14 protein-coding genes and 1 pseudogene are annotated in these 18,213 nt (G+C 72.2%); 7 read left to right on the forward strand and 8 right to left on the reverse strand.

Features of this window, described 5'->3' with window-relative positions; all coding sequences use genetic code 11:
- Nucleotides 1-91: 91 nt before the first annotated feature.
- On the forward strand, nt 92-1,060 hold the full coding sequence (gene era / locus ACNYS0_RS27285) for a GTPase Era (protein ID WP_422477076.1): 969 nt from the start codon (nt 92-94) through the stop codon (nt 1,058-1,060).
- Between the two features lie 5 nt (nt 1,061-1,065).
- On the opposite strand, the gene ACNYS0_RS27290 is transcribed toward era, so the two are convergent.
- The gene (locus ACNYS0_RS27290; protein WP_422477077.1) at nt 1,066-1,899 is read right to left on the reverse strand and encodes a helix-turn-helix transcriptional regulator; all 834 of its coding nucleotides are present in this window, start codon (nt 1,897-1,899) and stop codon (nt 1,066-1,068) included.
- 151 nt (nt 1,900-2,050) lie between these two features.
- On the opposite strand from ACNYS0_RS27290, the gene ACNYS0_RS27295 reads away from it, so the two are divergent.
- Entirely contained in the window at nt 2,051-2,905 is an 855-nt protein-coding gene (locus tag ACNYS0_RS27295; RefSeq protein ID WP_422482791.1) for an NAD-dependent epimerase/dehydratase family protein, read from the forward strand.
- A 37-nt stretch (nt 2,906-2,942) separates the two neighbouring features.
- On the opposite strand, the gene ACNYS0_RS27300 is transcribed toward ACNYS0_RS27295, so the two are convergent.
- From ACNYS0_RS27300 to ACNYS0_RS27315, 4 genes are read right to left on the reverse strand one after another with little or no spacing between them, the layout of a single operon-like run.
- Entirely contained in the window at nt 2,943-4,184 is a 1,242-nt protein-coding gene (locus tag ACNYS0_RS27300; RefSeq protein WP_422477078.1) for an MFS transporter, read from the reverse strand.
- On the reverse strand, nt 4,181-5,512 hold the full coding sequence (locus ACNYS0_RS27305; protein WP_422477079.1) for a GH1 family beta-glucosidase: 1,332 nt from the start codon (nt 5,510-5,512) through the stop codon (nt 4,181-4,183). The genes ACNYS0_RS27300 and ACNYS0_RS27305 overlap by 4 nt, the downstream gene beginning before the upstream one ends.
- Before the next feature lie 57 nt (nt 5,513-5,569).
- Nucleotides 5,570-5,836 carry a protealysin inhibitor emfourin gene (locus ACNYS0_RS27310; RefSeq protein WP_422477080.1) on the reverse strand — a complete coding sequence of 89 codons (267 nt, stop codon included), beginning with the start codon at nt 5,834-5,836 and terminating at the stop codon, nt 5,570-5,572.
- Nucleotides 5,837-5,862: 26 nt separating this feature from the next.
- Nucleotides 5,863-6,948, reverse strand: coding sequence for a M4 family metallopeptidase (locus tag ACNYS0_RS27315; protein WP_422477081.1), 1,086 nt, complete (start codon nt 6,946-6,948; stop codon nt 5,863-5,865).
- A 288-nt stretch (nt 6,949-7,236) separates the two neighbouring features.
- Here ACNYS0_RS27315 and leuA point away from each other — a divergent pair, with 288 nt between their 5' ends.
- The 5 genes and pseudogenes from leuA to ACNYS0_RS27340 all read left to right on the forward strand — a co-directional run bounded on the left by leuA (nt 7,237) and on the right by ACNYS0_RS27340 (nt 14,435).
- On the forward strand, nt 7,237-8,958 hold the full coding sequence (leuA, locus tag ACNYS0_RS27320; protein WP_422477082.1) for a 2-isopropylmalate synthase: 1,722 nt from the start codon (nt 7,237-7,239) through the stop codon (nt 8,956-8,958).
- A 187-nt stretch (nt 8,959-9,145) separates the two neighbouring features.
- Complete coding sequence (locus ACNYS0_RS27325) at nt 9,146-9,841, forward strand: tellurite resistance TerB family protein (protein WP_422477083.1); 696 nt, start codon at nt 9,146-9,148, stop codon at nt 9,839-9,841.
- Between the two features lie 243 nt (nt 9,842-10,084).
- Nucleotides 10,085-12,154, forward strand: a complete 2,070-nt coding sequence (locus ACNYS0_RS27330; protein WP_422477084.1) for an MMPL family transporter — start codon at nt 10,085-10,087, stop codon at nt 12,152-12,154.
- A 59-nt stretch (nt 12,155-12,213) separates the two neighbouring features.
- Nucleotides 12,214-13,434, forward strand: a pseudogene (locus tag ACNYS0_RS27335) (sensor histidine kinase); the annotation flags it as partial.
- Nucleotides 13,435-13,820: 386 nt separating this feature from the next.
- Nucleotides 13,821-14,435 carry a response regulator gene (locus ACNYS0_RS27340; protein ID WP_422482792.1) on the forward strand — a complete coding sequence of 205 codons (615 nt, stop codon included), beginning with the start codon at nt 13,821-13,823 and terminating at the stop codon, nt 14,433-14,435.
- Here the strand turns inward: ACNYS0_RS27340 and ACNYS0_RS27345 are convergent.
- The 3 genes from ACNYS0_RS27345 to ACNYS0_RS27355 all read right to left on the reverse strand — a co-directional run bounded on the left by ACNYS0_RS27345 (nt 14,432) and on the right by ACNYS0_RS27355 (nt 18,181).
- Complete coding sequence (locus ACNYS0_RS27345) at nt 14,432-14,782, reverse strand: VOC family protein (protein WP_422477085.1); 351 nt, start codon at nt 14,780-14,782, stop codon at nt 14,432-14,434. The genes ACNYS0_RS27340 and ACNYS0_RS27345 overlap by 4 nt on opposite strands.
- A gap of 30 nt (nt 14,783-14,812) precedes the next feature.
- Nucleotides 14,813-16,891: an ATP-binding protein gene (locus ACNYS0_RS27350; RefSeq protein WP_422477086.1), complete on the reverse strand. Its 2,079-nt coding sequence runs from the start codon at nt 16,889-16,891 to the stop codon at nt 14,813-14,815.
- A gap of 354 nt (nt 16,892-17,245) precedes the next feature.
- Nucleotides 17,246-18,181 (reverse strand): LysR family transcriptional regulator, encoded by a 936-nt coding sequence (locus ACNYS0_RS27355; protein WP_422477087.1) that lies wholly within the window; start codon nt 18,179-18,181, stop codon nt 17,246-17,248.
- Nucleotides 18,182-18,213: the final 32 nt, after the last annotated feature.

Genomic DNA, 18,213 nt, shown 5'->3' on the forward strand with positions numbered 1-18,213 from the left:
GGAACCGCACACTCGGGTTTCCGCCGTGTTTCTTGTTGCCGGGTGGTTACCGGGGCCTCACTGTGCTGCGGCACCCCCGGCATCGGGGACAATGGGCGCCATGAGCGCTCGTACCCAGCAGTCCCAGTCGTCGAATTCCTCGGAGCCCGTGCACCGCGCCGGCTTCGCCTGCTTCGTCGGCCGCCCCAACGCGGGCAAGTCCACCCTCACGAACGCTCTGGTCGGCAAGAAGGTGGCCATCACCGCCGACCAGCCGCAGACCACGCGGCACACCGTGCGCGGCATCGTGCACCGTGAGGACGCGCAGCTGATCCTGGTGGACACCCCCGGACTGCACAAGCCGCGCACCCTGCTGGGCGAGCGCCTCAACGACGTGGTGCGCACCACGTGGGCCGAGGTCGACGTGATCGGCTTCTGCCTGCCCGCCGACCAGAAGCTCGGCCCCGGTGACAAGTTCATCGCCAAGGAACTCGCGTCGATCAAGAAGACGCCGAAGGTCGCCATCGTCACCAAGACGGACCTCGTCGACAGCAAGGCGCTCGCCGAGCAGCTCATCGCGATCGACCAGCTCGGCAAGGAGCTGGGCATCGAGTGGGCGGAGATCGTGCCGGTGTCGGCGGTCGGCGAGAAGCAGATCGACCTGCTTGCCGATCTGCTGATCCCGATGCTGCCCGAGGGGCCGATGCTCTACCCGGAGGGCGACCTCACGGACGAGCCCGAGCAGGTCATGGTCGCGGAGCTGATCCGCGAGGCCGCGCTCGAGGGCGTACGGGACGAGCTGCCGCACTCCATCGCCGTCGTGGTCGAGGAGATGCTGCCGCGCGAGGACCGACCCAAGGACAAGCCGCTCCTGGACATCCACGCGTTCGTCTACATCGAGCGGCCCAGCCAGAAGGGCATCATCATCGGCCCGAAGGGCAAGCGCCTCAAGGACGTCGGCATCAAGTCCCGCAAGCAGATCGAGGCGCTCCTCGGCACCCCGGTCTACCTGGACCTGCACGTCAAGGTCGCCAAGGACTGGCAGCGCGACCCGCGCCAGCTGCGCAAGCTCGGCTTCTGATCCTTTTACGGGCCGCTCGGCGTCAGGTCCTGGAGCCCTATCACCCGCAGCAGCTCAAGGCGTTCGTACGTCTCCGTGCCCGGCCGCGCCGAGTGCACGACGAGCTGCTGGCTGTGCCCGTCGCCGACCAGGACCTCGCAGTCCAGGTCGAGGGCGCCGACCACGGGGTGCAGGAACCGCTTCGGCGACGGGCGGCGCACCACCACCTCGTGCGAGGCCCACAGCTCCTCGAACTCCTTCGACGCGGCCCGCAGCTCGGCCACGAGCGCGGCAGGCCCGGGGTCCTTCGGGCGGGCCGCGCTGACCGCCCGCAGGCTCGCCACGTGGGCCCGGCTGTGCTGCTCGTGCTTCTCGGGCGGTGCCAGGGTGCGGCCCGCCGGGTCCGTGAACCAGCGGCGGATCAGATTGGTCCCCGTGTGGTCGCCGGTCAGCGCCACCGACATCGTGTTCTGCGCGAGCATCTCGCCCCAGTCGCTCATCACGCTCGCCGGCAGATCGTGCAGCCGGTCCAGGATCAGCAGCAGCCCCGGCCGGACGTGCACGGAGGAGCCGCCCGGCCGCGGCGGTTCCTCGCCGGCCAGATGGAACAGGTGGTCGCGCTCGGCGTCGGTCAGGCGCAGCGCCCGGGCCAGCGCGGTGAGCATCTGCCGCGACGGGTGCGAGCCCCGGCGCTGTTCGAGCCGCGTGTAGTAGTCCGCGGACATCCCGGCGAGCTGCGCCACCTCCTCGCGGCGCAGGCCGGGTGTGCGGCGGCGCGGGCCCGCGGTCATCCCGACGTCGGACGGGTTCAGCCTGGTGCGGCAGCGGCGCAGGAAGTCGGCGAGCTCGGATCGGTTCACCTCTTCAGGATCGCCCGGCACCGGGCCGGGATCCAGTGCGTATCCAGGGAGTGCCGGTCCCTGGATGAACGCGTCTCTCCCGCCGCGGCCGTCGCTGCCACAGGCTTCAGGCATGGCTACGACAACGGGCCACGGCAACAAGGAGGCGGCCATGCTGACACTGGTGACGGGTGCGACGGGACAGGTCGGGCGGCGCTTCGTGCCCCGGCTGCTTCAGGGCGCGCCGCAGGGCGACCGGGTGCGGGTGCTCGTACGGGACGAGGCGCGCGGCGAGCGCTTCGCGGAGCTCGGCGCCGAGGTGGTCGTCGGTGACCTGCGGGACGCGGACGCGCTGGGCAAGGCGACCACCGGGGTGGACTCCGTGGTGAATGTGGCCGCGGCCTTCCGCGGGGTGCCGGACGAGGAGGCGCAGGCGGTCAACCGGGACGCCGCGATCGAGCTCGGCCGCGCCGCCGCGGCCTCGGGCGTACGACGGTTCGTGCAGGTCAGTACGGGTCTCGTGTACGGCGCGGGGCGCGGCAGGCCGCTGGTCGAGGACGACGAGACGCGGCCGGGCGGGCATCTGTGGGGCGCCTACCCGCAGTCCAAGTGGGAGGCGGAGCGGGCGCTCGGTGCCCTGGACGGCCTCGACGACCTGCGGATCGGGCGGCTGCCCTTCGTGTACGGCGACGGCGACCCGCACCTGGACGACGTCATGGAGTGGGCGCCGGCCTGGCCCGCCATGCAGCGCCTCCACATGGGCCACCACGCCGATGTGGCGCAGGGTCTGCGGCGTCTGCTGTACGCGGCCGGGGCGTCCGGCGTCTACAACATCGCCGACGACGCCCCGGTGACCACGGTCGACCTCTTCCAGCTCGCCGGTCTTCCGATGCCCCCGGAGGTGTACGAGAAGGAGACCCCGGACCCGTGGCACTCCGTGATGTCGACGGGCCGCATCCGGCACGAGCTGGGCTACCGCCCGATCCACCCGACGGTGTGGACGGCACGGGACGCCGGGGTGATGTAGCCACGCGTGATGCGGGCGCGGCCCCAGGGGCTCGGCGTCACGCCACCCCCTTGATCCGCCGCACCAGCAGTGCCCCCGCGAGCCCCACCCCCGCCGCCACCAGGTACAGCGTCCGGTACCCGCCCAGCTGGTTCACCAGCGGAGCGGCGAGGGCCGGGGCGGCGACCTGGGGCAGGGAGTTGGCGATGTTGATGACACCGAGGTCCTTGCCGCGGTCGAGCGCCTTCGGCAGGACGTCGGTCATCAGCGCGAAGTCGACCGAGGTGAACACGCCGAAGCCGACGCCGAGGACGGCCGCCGCGACGATCGCGCCGGTCCAGGTCTGCCAGCCGGCGAGCATCCCGGTCGCCGCCGCCATCAGCACGCCCGACCACAGCACGAACGGCTTGCGCCGCCCGGTCCGGTCCGACCAGGCGCCGCCCACCACGACGGTGGCGAGCAGCGTCACCCCGTTCACCGCGGTCAGCACGAGGACCCCCGAGTCCGGGTCGTCGAGGTGCAGCCGGTCGCGCAGGTAGTAGTAGAGGTAGAGCAGGACCAGCGCGTTTCCCAGGTTGATCAGGAAGCGGGTCAGCCACGCCATGGCGAGGTCCGGGTGGCGCCGCGGGCTCAGCCGGAACCCCGCGGCGAACCGGCGCCACGACCACGCCGGGCGGTCGTCCGGCGCGAGCCGCAGGTCCGGGTGGCGCAGCACGTACGGGGCCACGCCGAGGAGCGTGAAGGCGGCGCACGCCGCGTACCCGGCGCCCACCCCGCCCGCCACCGTCGCGAGCCCCGTGCCGACGACCACGCCCAGGATCTGCGCCGCGCCCAGCCAGCCGCCCACCGTGCCCCGCTGCCGCCGCGGCACCCGGTCGGGGACGGCCGCCGTGACCGCGGCGAACGCCGCGTTCAGGGCCAGCTGCACCAGGCACCAGCCCGCGAACAGCACCCACACCGCGCCCGCGCCCCCGAGCAGCAGCAGCGCCAGGGCGCCGCCCGCCGCGCCCGCCACGATCCATGGCGTGCGCCGCCCGTACCGCGACACCGTGCGGTCCGAGAGGGCGCCGAAGAGCGGGTTCGCGGCCAGGGACACCACCGCGCCGAGGCCCGTCACCCACGCGAGCAGCGACTCCTTCGACAGGCCCGTGCCGGGCGCGAAGTGCTCGGACTGCCGGGCGAGCAGGATCTGCAGCGGCCCGTACCAGCCGACCCAGATCGCCCCGTTGGCCAGCGAGAGGGCCGCCGTCCAGCCGCGTCCGACCCGCTCGGAGGGCTCCTGAAGGGCGGGGTCCGTCATGCCCGGCGGGCCCGCAGGGCGCCTTGCAGCCAGCCGTACGAGGCCTTCGGGGTGCGCTGCTGCGTCGCGTAGTCGACGTGCACGAGCCCGAAGCGCTTCGTGTAGCCCTCCGCCCATTCGAAGTTGTCGAGCAGCGACCAGACGAAGTAGCCGCGTACGTCGACGCCGGCGGTGACGGCCCGGTGCACCGCCCGGATGTGGCCGTCCAGGTAGCTGATGCGCTCCTGGTCGTCGAGGCCCTCGTACGCGCAGCCGTTCTCCGTGATGACGAGCGGTGGCAGCCGGTCGCCGTAGCGCTCGCGGAAGCCGACGAGGAGCTCGGTGAGCGCCTCGGGCACCACGGGCCAGCCGAAGTCCGTCGTCGGGTAGCCCTCGATCTCCCTCACGGAGAAGGGGAGTTCGGCGGGGATGGTGATGCCGGAGAAGTCCACGTCGGCGGCGCCGGGCGCGCCCACCTTCGTCGGCTGGTAGAAGTTGATGCCGTACCAGTCGAGGGTGTCCTCGGAGATCACCTTCAGGTCGGCGGCCACGTCGGCGCCGGGCATCAGCTCGCCGAACCCGTCCGGGTAGCGCCCCAGCAGCAGCGGGTCGGAGAAGAGCCGGTTGAGGACGATGTCGTACAGGTCGGCGGCCCCGGTGTCGGCCGGGTCGGCGGAGGCCGGCCAGGTCGGTCCGTGCGAGTTGGCGATCCCGATGTCGCGGGCGCCCGCCGCGCGCAGCGCCCGCGCCGCGAGGCCGTGGGCGAGGAGCTGGTGGTGGGCCACGGGCAGCGCGTCGAAGAGCAGCTTCTTGCCGGGGGCGTGCTCGCCGAGCGCGTGCCCGAGCAGGGTGTGCTCCGCGGGTTCGTTGAGGGTGATCCACTTGGCTACGCGGTCGCCGAGGCGGTCCGCGACCGTCGCCGCGTACTCGGCGAACCGGGACGCCGTGTCGCGCTCCAGCCAGCCGCCCGCCTCCTGGAGGGCCAGCGGCAGATCCCAGTGGAAGAGCGTCGGGACGGGGCGCACGCCCTGCGCGCACAGCTCGTCGACCAGCCGGTCGTAGAAGTCCAGGCCGCCCGGGGCGAGCACCCGGGGCCACGAGACGGAGAAGCGGTACGCGTCGACGCCCAGGTCACGGACGAGCGCCACGTCCTCCCGGTAGCGGGCCACGTGGTCGCAGGCCACCGCCGCCGTCGAGCCGTCCTTGATCCGGCCGGGTTCGGCGCCGAACGTGTCCCAGACCGAGGGTGCGCGCCCGTCGACGGCGCCCTCGATCTGGTGGGCCGATGTGGAGACGCCCCACAGGAAACCGGGCGGGAAGGCCGGGAGCTGTGCCTCGGTCGCGGTCATGGGCGCGATCATCTGTACCCGTCGGTAAGAAGTCAACGCCCGTGCGGCCGGGGCTTGTTACGCCCCTTCCTTCAGTACGCGGGTGATGAGCCTGCGCTGTTCCTCCGTGAGCCGGGGGTCCGCGCAGTACACCGTCTTCCCGTCCACCGTGATCGTGTAGTTGAAGCCGTCGGGCACCCCTATCGGCGGTGTGCTCCGGCCGGAGGCCACCGCCTTCTCGGCGAGGTCGTGCCACTCGTGGGCATCGGACCGGCCCGCCGTGTCCACCTCGGCGTGCCGGTCGATGCCGGCGAATCCGCCCGTGCGCGCTACGTGAATACGCATGGGTCCCTGTCTACTCCAACCCGCGGCTACTGGGTAGGAACGCCGACCTGTTCCCAGGCCTTGAGCACCGACTGGTACTCCTCGCCGCCGCCGTAGCGGGCCTGCGCCGCCTTCACAGTCGCCTTGGCGAAGTCGGCGAAGAGGCAGTCCTGCTTCAGCTCGCCGCCGGTCAGCGTGTCGAACCAGATCTGGCCCGCCCGCTCCCACGCGTGCCCGCCGAGCGACTCGGCCAGGATGTAGAACGCGTGGTTCGGGATGCCGGAGTTGATGTGCACGCCGCCGTTGTCACGGCCCGTCCTCACGAAGTGGTCCATGTCGGCGGGCTGCGGGTCCTTGCCGAGCACGTCGTCGTCGTACGCGGTGCCGGGCGCCTTCATGGAGCGCAGGGCGACCCCCGTGACGCGCGGAGCGAGCAGGCCCGCGCCGATCAGCCAGTCGGCCTCGGAGGCGGTCTGGCCCAGCGTGTACTGCTTGATCAGCGAGCCGAAGACGTCCGACATCGACTCGTTGAGCGCGCCCGGCTGACCGAAGTACGTCAGGTTCGCCGTGTACTGCGTGACGCCGTGGGTCAGCTCGTGGCCGATGACGTCGACGGGGATGGTGAAGTCGAGGAAGATCTCGCCGTCACCGTCGCCGAACACCATCTGCTCGCCGTTCCAGAAGGCGTTGTTGTACTCCTCGGAGTAGTGCACCGTCGCGTTCAGCGGCAGACCGTTGCCGTCGATCGAGTAGCGGGAGAACTTCTCCAGGTACAGCTCGAACGTCGCGCCGAGCCCCGCGTACGCGCGGTTGACGGTCGCGTCCTTGCCCGGCTTGTCCCCCTCGCCGCGCACCTTCCGCCCCGGCAGCTCCGTGCGGTGCCGGGCGTCATAGATGGTGCGGTGCGGCTTCTGGCCCGTGACGCCCGCGGGCGGGGCGACGGAGGGCGCGCCGATGACGGTCGTCAGCCGGCGGTGCGTGCGCTCGAAGGCGTCGCGCTCCAGGGAGCGGCGGGCCCTGGCGGCGATCGCGGAGTCCTCGCTGCGAGCTGCCTTGTCGAGGACGTGGGGCGGCACGATGGTGCAGAAAACGGGCTCGAACCCCGCTGGGTTCCCCGTGGGTTTCGCGGTCATGCGAGGCAATGTGGCACTGGGTCATGCCGCTGTCACTACCTGCCACCATGATTAACGAAATAGAGGTATTGATCACCTCTTACCCGTTACCTGTCCACGGTCCCGCATACTGATACGGGCCTTCGCGAACGACGAGACTCGACTAAGGTGCACTGCATCATGCGTTTCGGGCTGCTTCTCCTTAGCTGCCGCGGCGAGGGCCTGTAGACAAGGCCGGCTCCCTCCCCGCGGAGTTTGGTGTTGCGCCGTCGGCCGCCTTCAAGGCCACCTCCGAGGAGCCCACGCATCATGGCAAACCGCCAGCAGCCCAGCAGCATGCCGATCCACAAGTACGGCCAGTACGACCAGGTCGACCTCCCGGACCGCACGTGGCCCGGCAAGCGGATCACCACCGCCCCCCGCTGGCTCTCCACGGATCTGCGCGACGGCAACCAGGCGCTGATCGACCCGATGTCCCCGGCCCGCAAGCGCGCGATGTTCGACCTGCTGGTCAAGATGGGCTACAAGGAGATCGAGGTCGGCTTCCCCGCGTCGGGGCAGACGGACTTCGACTTCGTACGCTCGATCATCGAGGACCCGGCCGCCATCCCGGACGACGTCACGATCTCCGTACTGACCCAGGCCCGTGAGGACCTGATCGAGCGGACCGTGGAGTCCCTGAAGGGCGCCAAGAACGCCACGGTCCACCTGTACAACGCCACGGCGCCGGTCTTCCGCCGCGTCGTCTTCCGCGGCTCCAAGGAAGAGATCAAGCAGATCGCCGTCGACGGCACCCGCCTGGTCATGAAGTACGCGGAGAAGCTGCTGGGCCCGGAGACGAAGTTCGGCTACCAGTACAGCCCCGAGATCTTCACGGACACCGAGCTGGAGTTCGCCCTGGAGGTCTGCGAGGCCGTCATGGACGTCTACCAGCCGGGCCCGGACCGCGAGATCATCCTCAACCTGCCCGCCACGGTGGAGCGTTCGACGCCGTCCACGCACGCGGACCGCTTCGAGTGGATGTCGCGCCACCTGTCGCGCCGCGAGTACGTCTGCCTGTCCATCCATCCGCACAACGACCGCGGCACCGCCGTCGCCGCCGCCGAGCTGGGCGTCATGGCGGGCGGCGACCGTGTCGAGGGCTGCCTGTTCGGCCAGGGCGAGCGCACCGGCAACGTCGACCTGGTCACCCTGGGCATGAACCTGTTCTCGCAGGGCGTCGACCCGCAGATCGACTTCTCCGACATCGACGAGATCCGTCGTACGTGGGAGTACTGCAACCAGATGGAGGTCCACCCGCGCCACCCGTACGTGGGCGACCTGGTCTACACGTCCTTCTCCGGCTCCCACCAGGACGCCATCAAGAAGGGCTTCGACGCCATGGAGGCCGACGCCAAGGCCAAGGGCGTCACCGTCGACGACATCGAGTGGGCCGTCCCGTACCTGCCGATCGACCCGAAGGACGTCGGCCGCTCCTACGAGGCCGTCATCCGCGTCAACTCGCAGTCCGGCAAGGGCGGCATCGCGTACGTCCTGAAGGACGGCCACAACCTGGACCTGCCGCGCCGTATGCAGGTCGAGTTCTCCAAGGTCATCCAGCAGAAGACGGACGCCGAGGGCGGCGAGGTCACGCCCAAGGACATCTGGGCCGTCTTCCAGGACGAGTACCTGCCCAACCCGTCCAACCCGTGGGGCCGCATCCAGGTCAAGACGGGCCAGACCACGACCGACAAGGACGGCGTGGACACGCTGACCGTCGAGGCCGAGGTGGACGGGGAGGAGAAGGTTCTGGTGGGTACGGGCAACGGCCCGATCTCCGCCTTCTTCCACGCCCTCCAGGGCATCGGCATCGACGCCCGGCTCCTGGACTACCAGGAGCACACGATGAGCGAGGGCGCCTCCGCGGTCGCCGCCTCGTACATCGAGGTCGCCATCGGGGACAAGGTTCTGTGGGGCATCGGCACCGATGCGAACACGACACGTGCCTCGCTGAAGGCGGTCGTCTCCGCGGTCAACCGCGCGAGCCGCTGACGTACTTGAGCTGGGAAGACGCGGCCCCGCGCCCCTTTTGTGGGTGTGCGGGGCCGCGTCGTGTCCAGGCCAGGAACGACAAGTTCCGTGACCTCGGCGTGACCAAGGTACTGACGCCGCATCAACAATGTGGCTAACATCACGCCAACGCCGCGATGATGCGGCGCCACGACGGGAGGTGTGCGACGTGCTGCCGAATCATGGACGCATGGGACTGACCGGGCTCTCGCGGGTGTTCGGGGTGCACACCATATGGACCACCGTGGGTGACGGCGAGTTCTTCTGTCCTGGTTGCGGCGGCGATCGCAACTACCGTCGGCGGACCGGGAAACGCCGCCTCGTGCTGTTCGGTGTGCCCGTCGTGCCGCGCGGCCAGGAAGGCCCGGTCGCCGAATGCGCGGCCTGCGAGGGCCGGTTCGGCACGGACGCGCTCGACCACCCGACCACGCACCGCTTCTCGGCGATGCTGCGGGACGCCGTGCACACGGTGGTGCTCGCGGTGCTCGCGGGCGGTGGAACGTCTCCGCTGGCGCTCGAGTGCGCGGTGGGCACGCTGCGGGACGCCGGGTTCGAGGACACCTCCGAGGAACAACTCGCCGCGCTCGTCGAGGCGTTGGTCACCGACGCGGGGCGGGTCGCCGAGCAGTGCGGGGCGGGGGCCGGGCTCGCCATAGAGCTGCACGAGGCGCTGGATCCGCTCGCGCAGCATCTCGCTCCGGCGGGGCGGGAGTCGATCCTCTTGCAGGGCGCGCGGATCGCGCTTGCCGATGGGGTGTACTCGGCGGGGGAGCGGGATGTGCTCGGCACGGTGGGCGCCGCCTTGACCTTGTGCACGGATGAGGTCGGAGAGCTTCTGGCCGCCGCTTCGCGTACGCCGAGCTGAGCCTGCGTCTCGGGGCTCTGCCCCGGACCCCGCTGCTCAATCGCCGCAGGGGCTTGAAATGCGGACTCCCGCTGTCGGCTCCCGCGTGAACGCGTGAAGCCCGTTGATACTCCCCTGGGAGTAGTGGGCCGCCCCTGACGCCCCTCGCAGTACCTCCCAAGTCGGTCTCCCGGTCGACGTGGCGGGGCCCTCTGGGCCGGAATCTGGACGCATCGGATTTCGGGGTCGGAGAGGGGTCAAGTCATGAGGCGGATCGCGGTTGCCTGGGGGGTGCTCGCGTTGTGGGTCGCCGTGCTCGCCCTCGCGGGGCCCTTCGCGGGCAAGCTCGGCGACGTACAGCACAATCGGGCCGTCGACTACCTGCCCGCGAGTGCCGACTCGACGCAGGTCGCGAAGATCCAGGAGCGGCTGCCGGGCGGCGAGACCACCGAGCTGGTGCTCGTGTACCACCGGAGCGGCGGGCTCGGCGCGGCCGATCGCGCGACCGCCGCGGAGCAAGTGGCCGACATCGACCGGAAGTTGAACCTCGTACGGACGCCCGAAGCGGTGCCGTCCAAGAGCGGTGACACGGTCATGTACCCCGTCGCCAGCACTGGACCGGGCACGGACGAGAAGGCCCGCGACGCGTTCGTGAACGACGTGCGGGACATCGCGCACGACACCGACGGAATGGGCGTCGACGTCGGCGGGCCCGGGGCGCTGGCCACCGACGCGTCCGAGGTGTACCAGTCGCTCGACGGGCCACTGCTCTACACCACCGTCGCCGTCGTCGCGCTGCTGCTGATCCTGATCTACCGCAGCCCGTTCCTGTGGCTCGTGCCGCTCGCCGTCGCCGGGGTCGCCGACTTCCTGTCGATGGGCGTCGCGTACGGCCTCAACCAGGCCTTCGGGACCACGATCAGCGGGCAGAGCCAGGGCGTGATGACGATCCTCGTGTTCGGCGCGGGGACCGACTACGCGCTGCTGATCGTGTCGCGGTACCGGGAGGAGCTCAGGAGGTTCGAGCGGCCGTACGACGCCATGCGCGCGGCCCTGCGCGGCTGCGGCCCCGCCGTGCTCGCCTCGTCCGCGACCGTCGCCGCCGGGCTGCTGTGCCTGCTCGCGGCCGACCTCAACTCCAGCCGCGGGATGGGCCCGTTGGGGGCCGTCGGCGTGCTGTGCGCGCTCGTCGCCATGCTGACGCTGCTGCCGGCCGTGCTCGTACTGCTCGGGCGGCGGGTGTTCTGGCCGCTGGTCCCCGCGTTCGGCTTGCGGCCGAAGCAGCGCAGGTCGCTGTTCACGGCGATGGGCTCGTCGGCGGGGCGCAGGCCGCTCACCGTCCTCGGCGTCGGGGCGGTGCTGCTCGGGGCGCTCGCGCTCGGCTCGTTCGCGCTGCCCGGCAGCCTCAAGCAGGAGGACTCCTTCACCGACAGGCCGGACTCGATCGTCGCGATGCGGACCCTCGCCGCTGCCTACCCGGAGGCGAGCAGCCAGCCGATCACCGTCATCGCGCCCACCGGCAGGGCAGCCGACGCCCTCGCCACCGCACGCGACACCGACGGCGTCACCGAGGCCACGCGCGGGCGCAGCGGCGGCGGCTGGACCGAGATCAACGTCGTCGCCAGGGCCGCCCCGCAGACCGCCGCCGAGACCGCCACCATCGAGGCGCTGCGCGAGGGACTCGACGGGCAGGGCTCCTACGTCGGCGGGCCGAGCGCCGAGCAGCTCGACCTGAAGGACACCAACGCCCGCGACCGACTCGTCGTCGTGCCGATCGTGCTCGCCGCCGTGCTGCTGATCCTGGTCCTCCTGCTGCGCAGCCTGGTCGCGCCGCTGCTGCTGCTCGCCGCCGTGGTCGCGGTGTGGGGAGCGGCCCTCGGCATGGGCGGGCTCGTCTTCGGGCCGCTGTTCGGCTTCGAGGGCACCGACCCCGGACTCGGGCTGCTGTCCTTCGTGTTCCTCGTCGCCCTCGGCGTGGACTACGGGATCTTCCTGATGCACCGGATGCGCGAGGAGGTGCTCGGCGGGGCGCCCACCGGGACGGCGGCGCTCACCGCGCTGCGGACGACCGGGGCGGTGATCGCGTCGGCGGGTCTGGTGCTCGCGGCCACGTTCGCCGTGCTCACCAGCATGCCGCTGGTCCAACTCGTCGAGCTGGGCTTCGTGATCGCGGTCGGCGTGCTGCTCGACACCTTCCTCGTACGGACGTACCTCGTGACGTCGGCGTCCTACGCGCTCGGCCGGAAGGTGTGGTGGCCGGGGCCGTTGTCCCGGCGGCCCGCGCCGCCCGCCGCGCCGACCGCCGAGGAACTCGCCCTCACCCGCACCCCCTGAACGCACATCGGGGCGCTCCTCCCTCCCGGAGGGGCGCCCTCCTGACGGAAGATGAACCGGTGGACGTCCAACGACTGCTCCTGTTGCCCGCGGTGAGCCCGGGGCCCGCGCGTCCGGCCGAACCGCCGGACCCCGGTCGTGTGCTCCGCCAGGATGCGGTGCTCGCCGCGCTGCTCGCGGCCGGTGCCGTGGTGCTGGGGCTCACGGTGCGGGCCGACGGCCGGCAACCGGACGCGGTCGGCTGGACGTTGCTGCTCGCCGCGCACGTTCCGGCGGTCTGGCGGCGCCGCGCCCCGCTCCGCGCGCTCCTCGGCGTGGCCGTCTTCGTCGTTCCGTACCACGCGATGGGGTTCACGGACTCGGCGCCGGTGGCCGTCTCCCTGGTCGCCCTGTTCACCGTCGCCCGGACGGGGCGGCCACTGCGGTCCGTGCTGGTCGGCTCCGCCGTCATCGGGCTGATGCTCCTCGTGAAGTTCAGCCACGGCATGGCCGAGGGGGCGCAGGCGCTGCGGGTCTCCGGCTGGGTCGTCACCGTCGTCCTCTTCGGTGTGTACGTGCGGGTGCACCGGCAGTACCTCGCCTCCGTCGTCGAGCGGGCCGAGCGGGCGGAGCGGACGCGGGAGGAGGAGGCGCGGCGGCGGGTCGCGGAGGAGCGGTTGCGGGTGGCCCGCGATCTGCACGATCTGCTCGCGCACAGCATCACCTTGGTGGGTGTGCAGACATCCGTCGCGGCGCACGTCCTGAACGCGGATCCCGAGCGGCTCGACCGGGCCACCGTCGCCAAGGCGCTCGACGACATCGCGGACACCTGCCGGTCGGCGCGCGGGGAGCTGCGCGCCACGCTGGAGGTGCTGCGGTCGTCGCCGGACGAGGCGCGGGGGCCCCTGCCGGGGGTGGACGGGATACCGGAGCTGGCGGAGGCGGCGCGTACGTCGGGGGTCACGGTGCGGTGCGATCTTCAGGTGCCCGAGGTGCCGGCGGCGGTGGGTGCGGCGGCGTACCGGATCGTGCAGGAGGCGTTGACCAACGCGGTGCGGCACGGTGGGGCGGACCTGTCGGTGTGGGTCGTGCTGCGGGCGGCTCCGGGGGCGGTGGAGGTGTCCGTGGTGGACGACGGGGTGGGGGCGGGTGCGGGTGCGGATGCGGATGCGGGGGCGGCGGGGCCGGGGTTCGGGCTGGTGGGGATGCGGGAGCGGGTGCGGAGTGTGGGGGGCGTGTTGGAGGCGGGGCCGCGGGGTGGGGGTGGCGGGTTCGAGGTTCGGGCCAGCTTGCCGTTGACGTCACCCGCTGTTGATTGCGCCGAACCGGCGTTGCGGCCTCGGGGCTCTGCCCCGGACCCCGCTGCTCAATCGCCGCAGGGGCTTGAAAAGCCGACTTCCGCCGCTGGGGCGTCGGAAGGGCTTGAAAAGCCGACTTCCGCCGCTGGGGCGTCGGAAGGGCTGGAAATGCAGGCTTCTGCTTCTGGGGCGTCGGGAGGGGTTGGAATGCAGGCTTCTGCTTCTGGGGTGTCGGGAGGGGTTGGAATGCAGGCTTCTGCTTCTGGGGCGTCGCAGGGGCTTGAAGAGTCGACTGCCGCCGGGCGGGATTCGAGCGGAGGGGGCGGTCAGTGAGTGGGATTCGGGTTGTGCTTGCTGATGATCAGGGGCTGGTGCGGGCCGCCTTTGCCATGTTGGTCGAGTCCGCCGCCGACATGGATGTGGTGGGGCAGGCCGGGACCGGGCGGGAGGCCGTCGTGCTGGCCCGGGAGGAGCGGGCCGATGTCGTGGTCATGGACATCCGGATGCCCGAGCTCGACGGGATCGAGGCCACCCGGCTGCTCGCCGCCGACGAGGACCTGGCCGGGGTGAAGGTGCTGGTGCTCACCACGTACGACACCGACGAGCACGTCGTGGAGGCGTTGCGCGCCGGGGCCTCCGGGTTCCTCGTGAAGGACACCAGACCCGCCGAACTCCTCGACGCCATACGGGTCGTGGCCGCGGGCGATTCGCTGCTGTCGCCGGGGCCCACCGCCCGGCTCATCGCCCGGGTGCTGCGCGCCCCCGAGCTGCCACCCGCGCCGTCGTCGGCCGATGCCCTGGGCCTGCTGTCGGAGCGCGAGCGCCAGGTGCTCGCGCTCGTCGCGCGGGGGCTCAACAACACCGGGATCGCCGAGGCCCTCGGGCTCAGCCCGCTCACCGCCAAGACCCACGTCAGCCGGATCATGGGCAAGCTGGCCGCCCGGGACCGGGCGCAGCTGGTGATCGCCGCGTACGAGTCGGGGCTCGTCGCCCCGTCCCGCTAGGAGCCGAGCGCCGTCCGGTGCAGCGGCTCGTACAGGCCCAGCTCGCCGCCGCCCGGCAGCCGCAGCGACGTCAGGCGGCCCCAGCGCAGGTTTTGGACGGGGGACGTGAACTCGACTCCCTTGGCGGTCAGTTCGGAGACCGTGCGGTCCACGTCGTCGCACATCAGCATCAGCTCGTGCTGGGGCGCGCCCTCCGTCGGGTGCACCGCGATCTCGGCGGGCGGCGCCGTGAAGATCAGCCAGCCGCCCCCGGCGTCGACGTGCGGGAAGCCGAGCACGTCCCGCAGGAAGGCCCGGTCGGCGTCCGCGTCGGAGGAGTAGAGGATCGTGTGCGCTCCGGTGATCATGCGGGCGAGCGTAGCGGGGCGGGGGCGCCGTCAGCCGGTGTCGACACCGGCTTCCGTGGCCAGGCTGTAGGCGATGCCGTCCGCGGTGTCCATCGCCAGGCCCGCCGCGTACTGCTCCTCGTACGCGCTGTCGCCGAGCGAGTCCCGGATGCGGCGCTCCGTGCGTTGCCGCGTGGCCATGAGGTCGGGGGAGCCGAGCTGGGCGCGGCCGAGGCTCTCCCACACGCGCTGGCCGATGCCGAGCAGCCGTGCCGCGCGCCGCGCCTCGCCGAGCGTGCTCAGCGAGGCGGCCAGCGCGTCGATCGCGACGGCGACGCCCACCCGGTCGCGGAAGCGGGACTTGCCCGCGATGGTGGTGAGCGCGTGCCGCGCGGCCTCGCGGGGGCGGTCCTGGCCGTTCGCCGCGAGGGCCGCCGCCCAGCCGGCCCAGGCCCGCGCCCACTGCTCGCCGCGCCGGTCGCACTCGTCGACCAGCCGGCCGGCCACCGCGCCGGCGGCGGTGAACTCGCCCGACATGACGTGGACGACCGAGCGGCAGGCCGTCGCCACGAACCAGGCGGCCTCGTAGGGGCCGGTGTACGTGCGGGTGTCCGGGGCGGCGTCGAGGACTTCGGCGGCCTCGGCCAGGCGGCCGCTCAGACACAGCGACGTACCTTCCAGGTAGGCCGAAGCCATCATCTGGGCCGGTGAGGGCGCGGGCAGCGTGCGTTCGCGGAACATCCCGGCCACCTTCAGGCCCGTCTCCGTGTCGCCCTGAGAGAGCGCCGCCGTCGCGCGGGCCCACAGGCCGAGCAGATACTCCGGGCCAGGCCGCTCCGACAGGGCCAGGGCCGCCTCCGCGTACCGCCGGCCCTCGCGGGCGAACCCGCAGGGGAACCAGAGGATCCACAGGTGCCCGCACAGCTGCTGCGCGGCCGGGCCTTCGCGGCTCTCCAGGCAGAAGTCGAGCGCCGTACGGAAGTTGGGGTGGTCGGTGACGAGTCGCTCGTACCAGTGCTCCTGCGCGCGCCCCATCCAGCCCGCGTCGGCCCGCCGCGCGAGCTCCAGGTGGAAGTCCCGGTGCCTGCGCCGCGCGCCCGTCGTCTCCTCGGGGCCGAGCTGCGCCAGCCACGAGGCCCCGAACTCGCGGACCGTGTCGAGCATGTCGTGGCGCCCGCCGGGCCTGCGCCGCACCAGTGACTTGGCCACGAGCCCTTCGAGCGCCCCGGACACCTCGGCCTCGCGCAGCGGTCCGCCGCGGCCCACCGCCCGCGCGCCCGCTTCGTCGAAGCCGCCGGTGAACACGGAGAGGCGGGCCCACAGCAGCCGTTCGAGCGGCGTGCACAGTTCGTGGCTCCAGCCGATGGTGGCGCGCAGCGTGCGATGGCGCGGGGGGCCGGTGTGGCCTTCCGACGCGGTCAGCGCGTCCAGGCGGTCGCCGAGCAGCGAGCTGAGCCGCTCCAGGGGGAGTTCGGCGAGCCGGGCCGCGGCCAGTTCGATCGCCAGCGGGATGCCGTCGAGGTGCCGGCAGACGGCCTCGGCGACGTCCCGCTCGCCGGGCCCGAGCCGGAATCCTGGGGCGGCGAGCGCCGCACGGTCGGCGAACAGCGCGACCGCGTCGCCGGGCCGCCCCGCGTCGCCCTCGGCCGTGACGGGCAGCGGCGCGACCATGAACCGGTGCTCGTCGGCGAGACCCAGCGGCTGCCTGCTCGTCGCCAGGACGCGCAGGCCAGGCGCGACGTCGAGCAGCTTGCGGACAAGGCGGCCGCACTCCTCCAGAAGGTGCTCGCACGTGTCGAGGACGAGCAGCACCCGCTTGTCGGCGAGCCACTGGGCGACGACGTCGGTGGCGTCCTCGTTCGAGTTGTCCGCGAGCCGCAGCTCCTCCAGGAGGACGTTGCCGAGCAGCGTCGGGTCGTGCAGCGGGGAGAGCGGCACGAAGCACACCGCGTCCGCCAGGCGCGGGCCCGTGCGCAGGGCCAGGCGCGCGGCGAGCCGTGTCTTGCCGACCCCGCCCACGCCGGTGAGCGTGAGCAGCCGGTGGTCGCTCAGCTCCTGCTCCAGGTAGGCGAGTTCGGCCTCGCGGCCGATGAACGGGGTGGCTTCGACGGGCAGGGTTTCCACGGTCATATTCTGCTCCGCCCGGCGACCGGACCGGCGGGGATCCGATGAGCTGAGCGCCTCAAGCGCGGCCGGCCCCGGATACCGGACGGAATGCGACGGAGGGTGACCAGTTCCGGTCCGTTCCCGGCCGATGCGGGTCAACGGTGCGTACGGGCCGGTGCGTTGGGTCACAGGGGGCCGCTCGCTCACGCGGTGCTCGCGGCCGGCGACGGCTTCCGCGAGCTCGGTGGGAGGCCCCCGACGAGCTGTACGCGGAGGTGACCGCGCACAGCGGCGGACCGCTGCGGGACGACATGGCGATGGTCCGGTGCGAGAGCGGGGTGTCAGGCATCCCGCCCGGCCCCGGTTGTCCCGTGACGGTCACGCACCGGGCAGCGGGCGCGAGTTGATGACCGGTCCCAGGTCCTTCGCCAGCGCCGTGGCAAGCGCCCGGAAGATCCGCACCTCGGGGTTGTCCTCGTCGGCCCGCGCCGCCAGATAGCTGCTCTCCCACGGGGCGTCGAGCACCGGCACGAACACCGCGCCCGGCCACGCGTAGTACCGCGCGAAGGACCGCAGCCCCGATCCCGCGGAGCGCCCGGTCACGACGCCCGTCAGCACCTCCTGCGGGGTGAGCGCGCACTCGGTGCTGCGGCGCCGCGCCCGGTCGTCGAAGTACAGGTAGTCGGTGAACGTGTGCGGGGTGTGCCGGGGCACCCGGAAGAACGGCAGGTCGGCCACGTCCGTGACGCCCACACCGGTCGCGCGGGCGGCCGCGAGGGGCGAGCGTTCCGGCACCACGACGATCCGCTGCTCGGTGGTGAGCACATCGGCGACGACCCGCTCGTCGTCCGGGCTCGGCCGTACGAACGCGACGTCGACCCGGTCCTCCAGGAGCGCGGTCACGTGCTCCGTGAAGTTCAGCTGGCGGATCTCGACCCGCACGTCGGGGCGGGCCCGGCGGTAGGCGTTGATCGCGGCCGGGGTCAGCTCGGCCGAGCCGTGCCCCATGATCCCCACCCGCAGCGGACGGCCGGACTCCGGCTCCCGGGCGGTGACCTCGGCGACATCGTCGAGCGCGGCGTTCGCGGCGGCGAGCAGCACGCGCGCGTGCCCGGCCAGGCGCACCCCGGCGGCGGTCGGCACGACGGGCGTCGTCGTCCGGTCGAGCAGCCGCGCCCCGACCTGGCCCTCCAGGCGTTGCAGGTGCTGGGTGACGGCGGCGGGCGACAGGAAGAGCCGTCCGGCGGCCCGCCCGAAGTGCCCTTCTTCGACGACCGCCAGGAACGACGACAGAAGCCGCAGGTCAAGCGCCATACGTCCAGCGTAGGCGGAGAGCCGGGGAAGCG

Origin of the sequence: Streptomyces anthophorae (assembly GCF_049310305.1) — a bacterium.
Classification (GTDB): Bacteria; Actinomycetota; Actinomycetes; order Streptomycetales; family Streptomycetaceae; genus Streptomyces.